This is a genomic window from Allobosea sp. UC22_33 (assembly GCF_042700715.1).
GTDB lineage: Bacteria > Pseudomonadota > Alphaproteobacteria > Rhizobiales > Beijerinckiaceae > Allobosea.
The window spans coordinates 678162-691439 of the sequence record NZ_CP170556.1 but is presented as its reverse complement, the minus strand read 5'-3'; the positions used below and the strand labels follow the sequence as shown (position 1 = coordinate 691439).

At 67.7% G+C, this 13278-nt stretch carries 12 protein-coding genes and 1 tRNA gene; 5 read left to right on the top strand and 8 right to left on the bottom strand.

Going from position 1 to position 13278, the window contains the following annotated elements; all coding sequences use genetic code 11:
- The first annotated feature begins 121 nt into the window (after positions 1 to 121).
- The 4 genes from ACFJGT_RS03235 to ACFJGT_RS03220 all read left to right on the top strand — a co-directional run bounded on the left by ACFJGT_RS03235 (position 122) and on the right by ACFJGT_RS03220 (position 4018).
- Positions 122 to 2608, top strand: coding sequence for a ligase-associated DNA damage response DEXH box helicase (locus tag ACFJGT_RS03235; RefSeq protein ID WP_377845821.1), 2487 nt, complete (start codon positions 122 to 124; stop codon positions 2606 to 2608).
- A gap of 41 nt (positions 2609 to 2649) precedes the next feature.
- Positions 2650 to 3312 (top strand): ligase-associated DNA damage response endonuclease PdeM, encoded by a 663-nt coding sequence (gene pdeM / locus ACFJGT_RS03230; protein ID WP_377845818.1) that lies wholly within the window; start codon positions 2650 to 2652, stop codon positions 3310 to 3312.
- Between the two features lie 111 nt (positions 3313 to 3423).
- Positions 3424 to 3498: transfer RNA gene (locus ACFJGT_RS03225), tRNA-Thr, on the top strand.
- Between the two features lie 130 nt (positions 3499 to 3628).
- Positions 3629 to 4018 (top strand): RidA family protein, encoded by a 390-nt coding sequence (locus tag ACFJGT_RS03220; protein WP_377845815.1) that lies wholly within the window; start codon positions 3629 to 3631, stop codon positions 4016 to 4018.
- Here the strand turns inward: ACFJGT_RS03220 and ACFJGT_RS03215 are convergent.
- From ACFJGT_RS03215 to ACFJGT_RS03205, 3 genes are read right to left on the bottom strand one after another with little or no spacing between them, the layout of a single operon-like run.
- Entirely contained in the window at positions 3997 to 5214 is a 1218-nt protein-coding gene (locus ACFJGT_RS03215) for a cyanate transporter (protein ID WP_377845813.1), read from the bottom strand. The two genes, ACFJGT_RS03220 and ACFJGT_RS03215, sit on opposite strands and share 22 nt — an antisense overlap.
- A gap of 4 nt (positions 5215 to 5218) precedes the next feature.
- The gene (locus ACFJGT_RS03210; RefSeq protein ID WP_377845811.1) at positions 5219 to 5692 is read right to left on the bottom strand and encodes a nucleoside deaminase; all 474 of its coding nucleotides are present in this window, start codon (positions 5690 to 5692) and stop codon (positions 5219 to 5221) included.
- A 14-nt stretch (positions 5693 to 5706) separates the two neighbouring features.
- The gene (locus tag ACFJGT_RS03205) at positions 5707 to 6300 is read right to left on the bottom strand and encodes an ankyrin repeat domain-containing protein (protein WP_377845808.1); all 594 of its coding nucleotides are present in this window, start codon (positions 6298 to 6300) and stop codon (positions 5707 to 5709) included.
- Positions 6301 to 6564: 264 nt separating this feature from the next.
- Here ACFJGT_RS03205 and ACFJGT_RS03200 point away from each other — a divergent pair, with 264 nt between their 5' ends.
- On the top strand, positions 6565 to 7422 hold the full coding sequence (locus tag ACFJGT_RS03200; RefSeq protein ID WP_377845806.1) for a LysR family transcriptional regulator: 858 nt from the start codon (positions 6565 to 6567) through the stop codon (positions 7420 to 7422).
- Positions 7423 to 7428: 6 nt separating this feature from the next.
- Here the strand turns inward: ACFJGT_RS03200 and ACFJGT_RS03195 are convergent, their stop codons facing one another.
- The 5 genes from ACFJGT_RS03195 to ACFJGT_RS03175 form a co-directional block, all read right to left on the bottom strand.
- Positions 7429 to 8313 (bottom strand): DMT family transporter, encoded by an 885-nt coding sequence (locus ACFJGT_RS03195; RefSeq protein WP_377845803.1) that lies wholly within the window; start codon positions 8311 to 8313, stop codon positions 7429 to 7431.
- A complete protein-coding gene (locus tag ACFJGT_RS03190) occupies positions 8310 to 9599 on the bottom strand; it encodes an ArgE/DapE family deacylase (protein ID WP_377845801.1) in 1290 nt (429 codons plus the stop codon). The genes ACFJGT_RS03195 and ACFJGT_RS03190 overlap by 4 nt, the downstream gene beginning before the upstream one ends.
- A 178-nt stretch (positions 9600 to 9777) precedes the next feature.
- Entirely contained in the window at positions 9778 to 11388 is a 1611-nt protein-coding gene (locus ACFJGT_RS03185) for an ABC transporter ATP-binding protein (protein WP_377845799.1), read from the bottom strand.
- On the bottom strand, positions 11385 to 12221 hold the full coding sequence (locus tag ACFJGT_RS03180) for an ABC transporter permease (protein WP_377845797.1): 837 nt from the start codon (positions 12219 to 12221) through the stop codon (positions 11385 to 11387). The genes ACFJGT_RS03185 and ACFJGT_RS03180 overlap by 4 nt, the downstream gene beginning before the upstream one ends.
- Positions 12218 to 13195, bottom strand: a complete 978-nt coding sequence (locus ACFJGT_RS03175) for an ABC transporter permease (protein WP_377845795.1) — start codon at positions 13193 to 13195, stop codon at positions 12218 to 12220. The genes ACFJGT_RS03180 and ACFJGT_RS03175 overlap by 4 nt, the downstream gene beginning before the upstream one ends.
- Positions 13196 to 13278: the final 83 nt, after the last annotated feature.

The following is a 13278-nucleotide window of genomic DNA, read 5'->3' as shown; positions in this document are numbered from 1 at the left end:
CATTCCGACAGCGGCTTTGGATGCACGACGGAAGCGACGCTTGGCTCTTTGAGCCAGTCGATTGAAGTGATGGCTTCATTCCCCTTTCGTTCTCCCTCATCACCCCCTATCTTCGGCCGGCATGGCCGCTCCCTCCCCGCTCCCTCCCGCTTTCGAGGCCTGGTTCACTGGCCGCGGCTGGGGCGTGCGGCCGCATCAGCTCGCGCTGCTGGAGGAAGCCCGCGCCGGACGCTCGACGCTGCTGGTGGCGCCGACCGGGGCCGGCAAGACGCTCGCCGGCTTCCTCCCCTCGCTGGTCGAACTGGCCGAGCGGAAAGGCCGGCATGACGGTTTGCATACGCTCTATATCTCGCCGCTGAAGGCGCTCGCCGTCGACATCGCCCGCAATCTCGAAGCGCCCGTGCGCGAGATGGCGCTACCGATCACGATCGAGACGCGCACCGGCGACACCTCCGCCGCCAAGCGCACGCGGCAGATCCAGCGTCCGCCCGATATCCTGCTGACGACGCCGGAGCAGCTCGCGCTGCTGGTCTCGCATCGCGACGCCGCGCCGTTCTTCTCATCCTTACGCCGCATCGTGCTCGACGAGTTGCATGCACTGGTCACCTCCAAGCGCGGCGACCTGCTTTCGCTCGATCTCGCGCGACTGAAGGCGCTGGCGCCCCAGGTCTCGGCCGTCGGGCTCTCGGCAACGGTGCGCGAGCCGGCCGACCTGCAACGTTATCTCGGCGGCGCCGAGACGCCGGCAGGCCTTGTCACGGTCGCTGGTGGCGCGAAGCCACGCATCGGCATCCTCGACACGGAGCGGCGCCTGCCGATCGCTGGCCACACCACCCTGCACGCGATGGCCGAGGTCTACGAGGCCATCCGCACGCACAAGCTGACGCTGGTCTTCGTCAACACGCGGATGCAGGCGGAATTCGCCTTCCAGGCGCTGTGGAACCTGAACGACGACAACCTGCCGATCGCCCTGCATCACGGCTCGCTCGATGCCCAGCAGCGCCGCAAGGTCGAGGCAGCGATGGCGGATGGACGGCTCAAGGCCGTGGTCTGCACCGCGACGCTCGACCTCGGCATCGACTGGGGCGATGTCGACCTCGTCGTCAATCTCGGCGCACCCAAGGGCGCAAGCCGGCTGATCCAGCGCATCGGCCGCTCCAACCACCGCATGGACGAGCCCTCGGAGGCGCTGCTGGTGCCCTCCAACCGCTTCGAGCTGCTGGAGTGCCGCGCTGCGCTCGAAGCCGTGCACGAGGCCGCGCAGGACACGCCGCCGCCGCGCGTCGGCGCGCTCGACGTGCTCGCCCAGCATGTCCTCGGCGTCGCCTGCTCGGACGGGTTCGAGGCGGATGCGCTCTACGAGGAGGTCCGCACCGCCTCCCCTTACGCCGATCTCACGCGCGCGGATTTCGATGCCGTTGTCAATTTCGTCGCGACCGGTGGCTATGCGCTGAAGAGCTATGAGCGCTTCGCCAAGCTCCGGCAGGACAAGGCGGGCGTCTTTCGCGCCAGCCATGCCCGCGTCATCCAGCAATACCGCATGAATGTCGGCACCATCGTCGAGGCGACGATGCTGAAGGTCCGGCTCGGCCGGGCACGCGCCGGAAAGCCCGGCCAGCCCGGCATGATCACCCGCGGCGGGCGCGTACTCGGCGAGATCGAGGAGTACTTTGCCGAGACGATGGTGTCCGGCGACACCTTCGTCTTCGCCGGAGAAGTCCTGCGCTTCGAGGGCATCGTCGAGAACGAGGCGGTCTGCTCGCGCACCGCCGCCGGCACCGATCCGAAGATTCCGTCCTATGACGGCGGCAAGTTCCCGCTCTCGACCTTCCTCGCTGCCCGCGTGCGCGCCATCCTGGCCTCGCCCGGCCTCTGGCACACATTACCGGAGGAGGTCTCCGCCTGGCTGCATGCACAGAAGCGGATATCGCGGCTGCCACAGCCCGGCGAACTCCTGGTCGAGACCTTTCCGCGCGGCGGGCGCTTCTATCTCGCCGCCTATCCGTTCGAGGGGCGCCTCGCCCACCAGACGCTCGGCATGCTGCTGACGCGCCGGCTGGAGCGCGCCCGCATGCGCCCGCTCGGCTTCGTCTGCAACGATTACGGCATGGCCTGCTGGACGCTCGGCGACATGAGTGCCGCGATCGCGCGCGGCGCGCTCGATCTCGACGATTTGTTCGCGCAGGACATGCTCGGCGACGACCTCGAAGACTGGATGGCGGAATCGGCGCTGATGAAGCGCACCTTCCGCTCCTGCGCCATCATCGGCGGGTTGATCGAGCGGCGCTTTCCCGGACAGGAGAAGAGTGGACGGCAAGTGACGATCTCGACCGACCTCGTCTACGATGTGCTGCGCCGGCACGAGCCCGACCATATCCTGCTGAAGGCCGCGCGGGCCGATGCGGCGACGGGCCTGCTCGACATTCGCCGACTTGGTGAGATGCTGACACGGATCAGCGGCCGAATCGTGCATCAGCCGCTCGACCATGTCTCGCCGCTCGGCGTGTCCGTGATGCTCGAGATCGGGCGCGAGGCGGTCTTTGGCGAGGCGGCGGACGAGATCCTGGCGGAAGCAGAGGCGATGCTGACGGAAGAGGCGATGGCGTGACGGCTGCAGCGGCAGTTCCAGCGAGGACGAACGAGGCCTTCATGCTGGGCCGGCTTGCACTCGTCCCCGATCTGTCCGGCGCGCTCTGGCTGCCGGAGGAGCGCACGCTCGTCGTCGCGGACCTGCATCTCGAGAAGGGATCGGCCTATGCGGCGCGCGGCGTGATGCTGCCGCCCTATGATTCGACCGCGACGCTCGCCGCACTCACCGCCGCGATCCGGCGCCATCAGCCCGCCCGCGTCATTGCTCTCGGCGATAGCTTCCATGACCGTGATGCCGAAAATCGCCTCGCCCCGGAGACGCGTGTCGTGCTTGGCGCGATGCAGCAGGGCCGCGAATGGCTCTGGATCACCGGCAATCATGACCCGGCAATCAGCCGCGCCGTGGGGGGCGAGAGCGCTGCGGAGGTCGCGCTCGCTGGCGTGGTCCTGCGCCACGAGCCGTCCGCTTCCGAAGGCGGCTACGAGATCGCCGGGCATCTGCACCCGGCCGCCAAGGTCAGGATGCGCGGGCGGGCGATCCGACGTCGCTGTTTCGCACTCTCAGCGCGGCGCTGCGTCATGCCGGCGATGGGCGCCTATGCCGGCGGCCTCAACCTGCGCGACGCGGCTTTCCGGCCCTTGTTCCGCGAGGGATTGAGCGCGCATCTCCTCGGCGACGGCCGGCTCTTCCGGATCGATCCACGGTTATTGTTGCCGGATTGAGAGAGCGGGTTGCGTCCGCCGCGCGCTTGTGGCATCAGGGCGCCGCTTCGGAACGACGCCAGCGCCCGCAACCGCCTCAGAGCAATCGCGAACGCCCCGGCCGCCGGACCTGCTGCGGTAGCTCAGTGGTAGAGCACTCCATTGGTAATGGAGAGGTCGAGAGTTCAATCCTCTCTCGCAGCACCAGCATTTCCCTGATGACATCGACACTTGGCTCCTGCAGCGCTCGCTGGCTGGCATCAGTCCTTTGTCGATAGGCCGCATTTCGCTCCGCCGGGCTGCGCCTTAGGGTGGGCCGTCACTGACGGAGCCTGCCATGCCCAAGCGCATCATCACCTCGGACCGCATCCACAAGGGCCGCCTGCCCTTCGCCCAGGCGACTGTCGCCGGCGGCTTCATGTTCGTCTGCTGCGTCGGCACCGACCAGGACGGCAAGCTCGCCATCGGCGATCCCAAGGCGCAGACACAGCAATGCATCGACAACATCAAGGCGCTGCTCGAAGAGGCCGGCGGCAGCCTCGACGATGTCGTGAAATGCACGGTCTACGTTACCGACCGGGCCTATTGGGAGCCGATGAACGAGGTCTATTTCGCGAATTTTGCCGAAGCGACGCCGCATCGCGTCTCCTGCATCGTCAACGGGCTGGGCTCGCCGAACTGCCTCGTCGAGATCGACGCGACCGCCTATCTCGGCGACAAGGCCTGATCGGCCTCCGGCGCGAGCCGCATCGCGCGGGCGTAGCCGCGCGGCGCGAAGCGCAGCGCCATGAGGCCCGCCAGCACGGCGCAAGCCAGATGCATCAGCCAGCCGGCGGTGAAGCTGCCACCGGCATCGCGCAGCAGCGCGACGACCCAGGGCGGGATGGCGGAGATCAGGAAGCCGCCGCCCTGCATCAGCGCCGACAGCGCCCCGGCATTGGCGGGATTGTCGATATGGTCGAGCGCGACGATCAGGAAGAGTGCGAAGCCGGCGCCTAAACCGACACCGATCGCCACGACCCAGAGTGTCGGTGCGGCGAGCGGCCACCAGGCCAACCCCGCGAAGCCGGCGACCTGACAGGCGAGCGCGAGCCAGACCCAGAAGCGGCGATCGGGATTGCGGGCCGCCAACGCGGGAATGCCGAGCGCCGCCACGGCCTGGCTCGCCGCCATCACGGCCAGCAGGCCGCCGCTCTCAGCGCCCGACCAGCCCATCGCCTGATAGGCGGGCGCGAGCCAGGCGACGACCGAGGCATAGCCGCCATTCACCAGCCCGAAGCAGATCATCAGGAGCCATGTGCGCGGGCGGCGCAGCAGCGCCAGCACCGGCAGCCCCCCGCCCTGCCCTGACCGGCCTGGTGGTAACGCCACCGCCGAGACCAGAGCCGCCAAGGCGGCCGGCAAGGCGATCCAGCCGAGGCCGAGGTGCCAGCTTCCGGTCTGTTGAGCGATCAGCGGCGAAAGCTGCGCGCCTAGGGCGCCGCCGCCCATCAGCATGGCCGAATAGAGCCCCATCACCAGCGCGACCCGATCGGGGAATTCGGCCTTCACGATGCCGGGGAAGACCGACTGCACCACCGCGACGCCAAGGCCGCAGACAGCCGCCGTCGCAATCAGGGCCTCACCGCTCGTGGCGACCAGCCGCAGGGCCGCGGCCGCACAAAGGATGCAGAGCGCGCCGGCCACCGCCACCCGCGCCCCGAGCACGCGCTGGAGCCAGGGGCCGGCAAAGGCGCAGAGGCCCATCAACAGCATCGGCACCAACGTGAACAGCGACAGGCTGCCATAGCCCAGTCCGGTCACGGCCCGTATCTCCGCCGCGAGCGGGCCGATACCAGTCAGGAACGGGCGCAGGTTCAGGCCGACCAGCACCACGGCCGCGAGCAACAGCGCGCGGGACGCGCCGGATCGTTCAGAATTCATCGCGTCAGACCGGCTTAGCCTGACGGCGCTTCCACTCAGCATAGAGGTCAGGGCCGTCTTCGAGACGGACGGGCATATAGGCGATCTTCATCGACTGCTCGGCGAAGGGCTTTGCCAGATCGGCATAGATCGCCGCCGTCGACAGGCCGAAGGGTGCGCCGTCGTCGTTGGAATAGGCGTAATAGACTTCGCTGACGCCGGAGAGCCGCATCGCCGCCATGCACATCGGGCAGGGATGGCCGCTGGCATAGACCGCGCAGCCGGCGAGGTTCGGCGAGCCAAGCTTGCGGCTGGCCGCGCGCAAGGCCGTCATCTCGGCATGGGCGGTCGGGTCGTTGGTCGCGACGATCTCGTTGACGCCGGTCGCGACGACCTCGCCGTCCTTGACGACCACGGCGCCGAAAGGCCGGCCACCGTGCTCCATATTGGTTTGAGCTAGCTCGATGGCCTCACAAAGGAAACGCTGTGCCTGGCTCATGATCGTCATCCCGTTCAACGGCCGCCGGCAGCCTGCAGGATCTGCTGCATCTTCGTCTGGCCGCGGCTGCGGGCATGCTGGAGCGGGGTGACGCCGTCGCGATCGGCGAGGTTCACATCGGCGCCGGCCGCGAGCAGATCCTTGACGATCTGCTGATGCTTCTCGCCGCCGTCGCTGAGGATGATCGCCTCCAGCAGGCCGGTCCAGCCGAGATTGTTGATGTGATCGACCTTGACGCCCGCCGCGATCAGGGTGCGGACCGTCTCGACATGGCCTCGCTCGCAGGCCGGGATCAACGCCGTGCCGCCATAGCGGTTGGTGCTCTTCAGGTCAGCGCCATGTTCGAGCGTCAGCTTGAGGATGGCGAGGTGGCCTCGCGCCCCGGCATAGAGATAGGGGCTGTCGTTCATCGCGTCCTTGGCGTTGACGTCGGCACCGGCCTCGATCAGGGCGCGGGCGGCGTTGACGCGGTTCTCGTGGGTCGCAACCAGCAATGCGGTCTGCGCCCGGCTGTCGCGCCCATCAATCGCGACGCCCTCAGTGAGGAGCCGCTTGATCGCTGCAACATCATCCTTGGCCGCGGCGGCGTGCAATCTGGTGTCGGTCATGGCTTGTCCGGAGGCTGTCTGCGGGCCGATGGCCAGCAGGAGAAGAACGAAGGCGAGGATCGGCGAAAATCGGGTCAATTCCGTCTCCCTGGGAGGCGCGGACGGCATCGGCCGGCACGGCGCATCCCTGTCGATCTTGGCAAGGCAAGCTTGCCTTGATCCCTGGATAACAACGCCCTCGTCCATCTGAAAATTAAATATCTGGATATCGCCCAGTCGCTTTGCGAATGTAGTCGGTATCCCCGCTTCAGCCACGCGGCACCGATGCTCGATCCTCGCCTGCTCCGCTCCTTCGTCGCCATCGCCGATACCGGTAGCTTCACCCAGGCGGCCGAGCGACTCAACATGACGCAATCGACCATCAGCCAGCAGCTCGCGCGGCTGGAGGAAGCGGTCGGACGTGGCTTGATCGACCGCGTCGCCAGGCCCGTTCGCGCGACGGCGTCAGGCGAGCGGCTGCTCGGCTATGCCCGGCGCATCCTGACGCTGCAGCAGGAGGCCGAAACCATGCTCGGCGATTCCGCCGGCACCGCTTCGATCCGCATCGGCGTACCCGACGACATCGTCACCGGCAACATGGCCCAGGTCTTCGCCGGCTTCACCCGCCAGCATCGCGAAATCCGGCTCGACATCGTCGCCGGCCTGAGCCGCGAGTTGACACGGCGCTACCGGGCCGGCGAGTTCGACGTCGTCATCGTCAAGGAGCCCTCGGCAAGCTCGGATCACCGTGCCAGTTATCCCGAGGCCATGGCGTGGTTCGAGAGCATCGACGCGCCGGAAACCTGGCCGGAACCGCTGCCATTGGTGACCTTCCCGCCCGGAGGCCTCTATCGCGACGCGATGTTCGAGCGGATCGAGCGCGAGCGGCATCGCTGGTACATCGCCCTGTCGAGCAGCAATCTCTATAATGTCATCGTCGCTGTCGAAGCCGGACTCGGCCTTTCCCTCTTGCCTGTCGGCACCACGCCCGGCCGCCGGGTCAGGCCCTACGCGCCCTTCGGCATGGAGCCGGCGATGGTCGTCTCGATCTATTCCTGGGAGAAGGGCGGCCTGATCGCCGAGCTCGTCGCCGCGATGAGCGCGGTGCTCGCGCAGCGCTACAGCATCCCCGGCCAGAGCTGAGCGGCGTCAGGCGCGGCGGGCCGGGATCAGGATCGCGCCGGAAGCGGCGATCACGAGACAAAGACCAAGCCAATCGGTAGGCGTCGGCCGTTCGCCGAGCAGCAGCACCGAGCCGAGCACGCCGATTGCCGGCACCATCAATGTGCCCAGGCTGGCGATACCCGCGGGCAGACGCGCCACCACCGTGAACCAGAGGAAATAGGCAAGCGCCTGCGCGCCGATGATGTGGAAGCTCAGCGCCGTCAGCACGCGCGGCGAGAGCAACTTCGGCACGGGCAGGCCTTCGAATACGAGCATGCCGATGCCGGCGACCACGCCGCCGATCAGCAATTGCCAGGCAGCGATTGCGAGCGCCGGGGCCGATACCGGCCAGCGCTTGGTCACGATCGTGCCGAATGCCCAGCTCACTGCGGCGCAGAGCGCCAGCGTCAGCCCGAAGGAGAGTTGCCCGGCGAGGATCAACGGCAAACCCAGGCAGATGAGGCCGGCGATGCCGAGCGCAAGCCCGGCAAGGCGCCGGCTGTCGAAGGCCTCGCCCAGCACGAAGCGCGCGAGCAATGTCGCCCAGATCGGCATGGTGAAGGTCAGGATCGCCGCACGCGAGGTCGGCGCGGCAAGCTGCGCGAAGGCGAGCAGCACATTGAAGGCGGCGATCGAGAGAAAGCCGGCGACGACCAGCCGGGGCCACTGCGCACGCGGCACAGCAAGTGGAACACCACGCGCCAACGCGATGGCAACGAGCACGAGCCCCGCGAAGCTCATGCCTGCGGCGCGCAGGGTCCAGGGCGCGATCTCGGTCAGCGAGATCCGCACCGCCGGCCAGTTGAAGCCCCAGAGCAGCCCGAGCAGGGGAACGAGCAGCAGCGCCCTGCCCGGCTTGCCTTCGCTCACCCCTCGATGCTTTCGAGCCCGCACCATTCGGCGACGAAGAGCGCCATGGCGCCGGTGATGCGCTTCACCGAAGCGAGGCTGACGCGCTCGTCGAAGGCATGGATGTTCTCGCCCATCGGGCCGTAGCAGAGCGCCGGGATCTTGTCATAGAGCGCGTGGACGCGGGTATCGAGATAGGCCGCCGTCATGAAGCTCTTCAACGGCTTGCCAAGCGCCGCCTCATGGGCACGGGCGAGCACGGCTTCCGCCTCGCTGCCGGGCTCCAGCACATAGCCCTCGGCCCAGAAGCCGTTGAAGGTGACCTTCGGCGGATTGTTCGCCAGGAAGGAATCGCCCCGTGCGGCGTCGCGGATGCAGTCCTCGATGCGCTGCGCCGTCTCCTTGGCGGTGACGCCGGGATAGAGCCCGACGCGGCAATCGACACGGCACCAGCACGGCACGGAGGAGGCCCAGTCGCCGCCCTCGATCTTGCCGATGTTCAGGTTGATCGGATGCGGATCATCCTCGAAATGCTCGCGACCGGCCTTCTCAAGATTGAACTGCTCCTCGAGCTTGCGCAAAGCTGCGACGACGCGATAGGCGGCGTCGATCGCGTTGGCGCCGGTGCCCATCTCGCGGACATGGGCAGGGATGCCGCGCACCTCGAACTGGAACCAGAGCACGCCGGCATTGGCGCGGGCCAGCATCTCGTATTCCGGCTCGGGAATCAGCGCGGCCTCGGCGCGATAGCCGCGCAGATGCGTCATCAGCGCGCCGTTGCCGGTCGATTCCTCCTCGACGACGGATTCGACATAGACCGTCGCCGCCGGCTGCATGCCGATACGGCGCAGCGCATCGAGGCAGAAGAGATTGGCGGCAGAGCCCGCCTTCATGTCGGCGCTGCCGCGGCCATACATCCAGTCGCCCTCGATCACGGGATCGAAGGGCGCATGCTTCCACTGATCGGCGGGGCCGGTCGGGACGACGTCGACATGGGCCTGCAGGATCAGCGAACGCCCCTTCTCCTCGCGGGGATGGTGGATGCCGACGACGATCGGGGCGTCGGAATGCGTGTCGGAGAAAGGCGCGCCGCCGGGATGGGCCGCGATCGCCTCCTTGTCCATGGCGAAGCGGTCCATGGTGAAGCCGCGGTGCTTCATCGCCCGGAAGATGAAATCCTGGACCGTATGCTCCTCCCCGCGTGTCGAAGCGAAGCGGATCAGCTCCTGCGTATAGGCGACCTGCTCATCGAAGCCCGCCTCGACGGCAGCGAGGATTTTTTCGCGCAAGGCGGGATCGAGAGGCATGGGCAGGCTCCGAGGAAAGACAAAGTCGATGGCCACACTCAGCCCTCATCCTGAGGAGCCGTGAAACGGCGTCTCGAAGGATGCTCCAGAGCGCGCTGGAACATCCTTCGAGACGCGCTCTCCGAGCGCTCCTCAGGATGAGGGCTGAGGATACGAAACGCGACGCAACCCGCGTCCATTAGTGCCCGAAGTGCCCGCCGCCCGGCACCGCCGCCAGCAGCTGCCGCGTATACGCGTGCTGCGGGTCGGCGAAGATCGCCGCCGTCGGCCCGCTCTCGACGATGCGCCCGCGCTGCATCACCGCGATGCGGTCGCAGATCTGCGCGGCGACACGCAGATCATGCGTGACGAAGAGGATCGCGAGGCCGAGCCGGGCCTGGATGTCCTTGATCAGCTTGAGGATTTGCGCCTGCACGGAAACGTCGAGCGCCGAGACCGCCTCGTCCGCGACCAGCACATCCGGTTCGAGCGCAAGCGCCCTTGCAATGCCCACGCGCTGGCGCTGGCCGCCGGAGAACTCGTGCGGATAGCGGTCGATGGCATTGGCGGAGAGGTCGACGAGCTCCAGCAATTCCTTCGCCCGCGCCAGCGCCTCCTTGCGCGGCGTGCCATGCGCGACGGGGCCGTCCGAGATGATGCGGCCGACGGTCTGGCGCGGGTTGAGCGAGGCGAAGGGGTCCTGGAAGACCATCTGAATGCGCTTGCGGTGGCGGCGCAGTTCGGCCGGCTTCAGTTCGGAGAGCACGAGATCACCGAGCGCGATGCGGCCGCGATCGGGCTCGATCAGGCGCAGGCAGCAGCGCCCGACCGTCGACTTGCCCGAGCCGGATTCGCCGACAAGGCCGAGCGTCTCGCCGCGGACGAGCGCGAAGGAGATGTCGTCGGCCGCCTTGACCTCGCGTGCGACGCCGAAGAGCGAGCGCTTGCGATAGGTCTTGCCGAGGCCCTCGACGCTGATCACGGGCGCGGTATCCGGCAGCGGCGGCAGCACAGCCGGTGTCAGCGAGGGCACCGCGGCGAGCAGCTTCTGGGTATAGGGATGGGCGGGCGAGCCCAGCACCTGATCGGCCGTGCCCTCCTCGACCAGAATGCCCTGCTCCAGCACGGCGATGCGGTCGGCAATCTCGGCGACCACGCCCATGTCGTGGGTGATGAAGAGCACGGCCGTGCCGTGGCGATGGCGCAGGTTGTCGATCAGCTTGAGGATCTGCGCCTGCGTGGTGACGTCGAGCGCGGTGGTCGGCTCGTCGGCGATCAGGAGCTTGGGTTCGAGCGCGAGCGCCATCGCGATCATCACGCGCTGGCGCTGGCCGCCCGAGAGCTCGTGCGGGTAGGCCTTGGCGAGGCGCGGCGGATCCGGCAGCCCGACCTCAGTGAGGAGGTCGATGGCGCGGGCGCGCCGCGTCGCCCTGTCGTGCAGGCCATGGGCCTCGAAGGTCTCGACGATCTGGTCGGAGATGCGCATGACCGGGTTGAGCGAGGTCATCGGCTCCTGGAAGATCATGCCGACCTCGCGGCCGCGCACATCCTGCATCGCCTGTTCGTCGAGGGCGAGAATGTCGCGACCGGCGAGCCTGATCGCGCCGGCGACCGGCTTCACCGCCTTCGGCAAAAGGCCCATCACGGCATGGGCGATCATCGACTTGCCGGAGCCGGATTCGCCGACGACGCAGAGCGTCTCGCCGGGCTGGATGGCGAGCGTGACCTTTTCGACCGCGTTGGCGCGATCGGCCATCGCCGGCAATGCCAGTGTCAGCCCTTCGATGGAGAGCGCGGGAGTGGCGGTCATTCCCGCCCCCTGGCCAGGCGCGGGTTCAGCGCATCGTTCAGCCCCTCGCCGGCGAGGTTGAGCGCGAGCACCGTCAGGAAGATCGCGAAGCCCGGGAAGAACGAGATCCACCAGGCGTCGAGCAGGCGCGTGCGGCCGGCGCCGACCATATAGCCCCAGCTCATCAGGTTGGGATCGCCCAGGCCCAGGAAGGACAGCGAGGATTCCAGCAGGATCGCCGAGCCGATCATCAGCGAGCCCATGACAATGATCGGCGCGATGGTGTTGGGCAGGACCTGGCTGAAGATGATCCGCGGCGTCGACTGGCCGATGGTGACCGCCGCCTGGACATATTCGCGACTTCGGAGCGAGAGCACCTCCCCTCGCACCAGCCGCGCCACCGGCGGCCAACTGACGACGCCTATCGCCAGCACGATCGAGCCGAGCTGCGGCTGCAGGATCGCGACCAGCACGATGGCGAGCGCGAAGGAGGGAATGGTCTGGAAGAACTCGGTGAAGCGCATCAGCGCATCATCGACGAAGCCGCCGGCATAGCCTGCCATCGCGCCAAGCGGCACGCCGATGACCAGCGCGACCAGCGTCGAGACCACGCCGATCATCAGTGAGACGCGCGCGCCATGGACAAGGCCGGAAGCGAGGTTGCGGCCGAGCGTGTCGGTGCCGAGCGGGAAACGCTCGTTGACGAAGGGCGCGAGGAAGGGCCGCGCCACCGGGCGCCAGGGCGATTGCGGATAGAGTGTCGGCGCCAGGATCGCGAAGGCGACAACGGCGAGCAGGATGAGGATGCCGATGACGGCGCCGCGATTGCGGATGAAGCGCTTGAGGAAGTTCATGCGTGCGCCTCGATGCGCGGATCGACGATCCGGTAGACCAGATCGGTCGCAATGTTGAAGCAGACGACCATCGCCGAGGAGACGAAGAAGACGCCGAGCAGGACGGAATAGTCGCGCTGGACCAGCGCATCGAACATCAGCCGGCCGATGCCCGGCCAGGCGAAGACGGTCTCGGTTAGCACCGCGCCGCCGACGAGCTGGCCCGCCTGGAGGCCGGCCAGCGTCACCACCGGCAGGATGGCGTTGCGGGCGACGTGCCGGCGCCAGACTCTGGACTGCGACACGCCCTTGGCGCGAGCCGTCTTGACGAAATCGGCGCCCGCCACCTCCAGCATCGAAGCGCGCATCATCCGGGCATAGAGCGCGGTGAAGAACAGGCCGAGCGTGAGGGAAGGCAAGATGAGGTGCTGGCCGATATCGAGCGCGCGGGCGAGACCGGTATAGTTCGCGCCGATGGTCTCGTAGCCGACATTGGGCACGAGCCCGAGCTTCAGCGCGAAGACGATCTGGCTCATCAGCGCGATCCAGAACAGCGGCGTCGCGTAGAAGGCCAGCGCCAGCGTGGTGATCAGGCTGTCCGACCATCTGCCGGCGCGGCGCGCCGCGAGCGCGCCCATCGCCGTGCCGACGACGAGCGAGACGATGAAGGCTGCGCCGGTCAGCAGCAGCGTCGCCGGTAGGCGCTCCATGATCAGGTTCAGAACCGGCTGCTGCTGGCGATAGCTGAAGCCGAGATCGAAGGTGAGATAGCCCTTCAGATAAATCCAGAGCTGGGTCAGGAAGGGCTGATCGAGGCCGAAACGGGCGCGTAGCTGTTCCAGCAATTGCGCATCGGCGGCGCCCGCCTCGCCGGCGAGCACCTGCGCGGGATCGCCGGGCGCGGCCCGGATCAGCAGGAAATTCAGCACGGCGATGGCGAAGAGGACGATGACGCCCTTCACGAGCCGGCCGGCGAGAAATTGCGCGAGGTTCATTCAGGGTACCCGGCTGGGCGCGCCTCCCTTCTCCCCTTGCGGGAGAAGGTGGCAGCGCGCAGCGCTGACGGATGAGGGGTCGC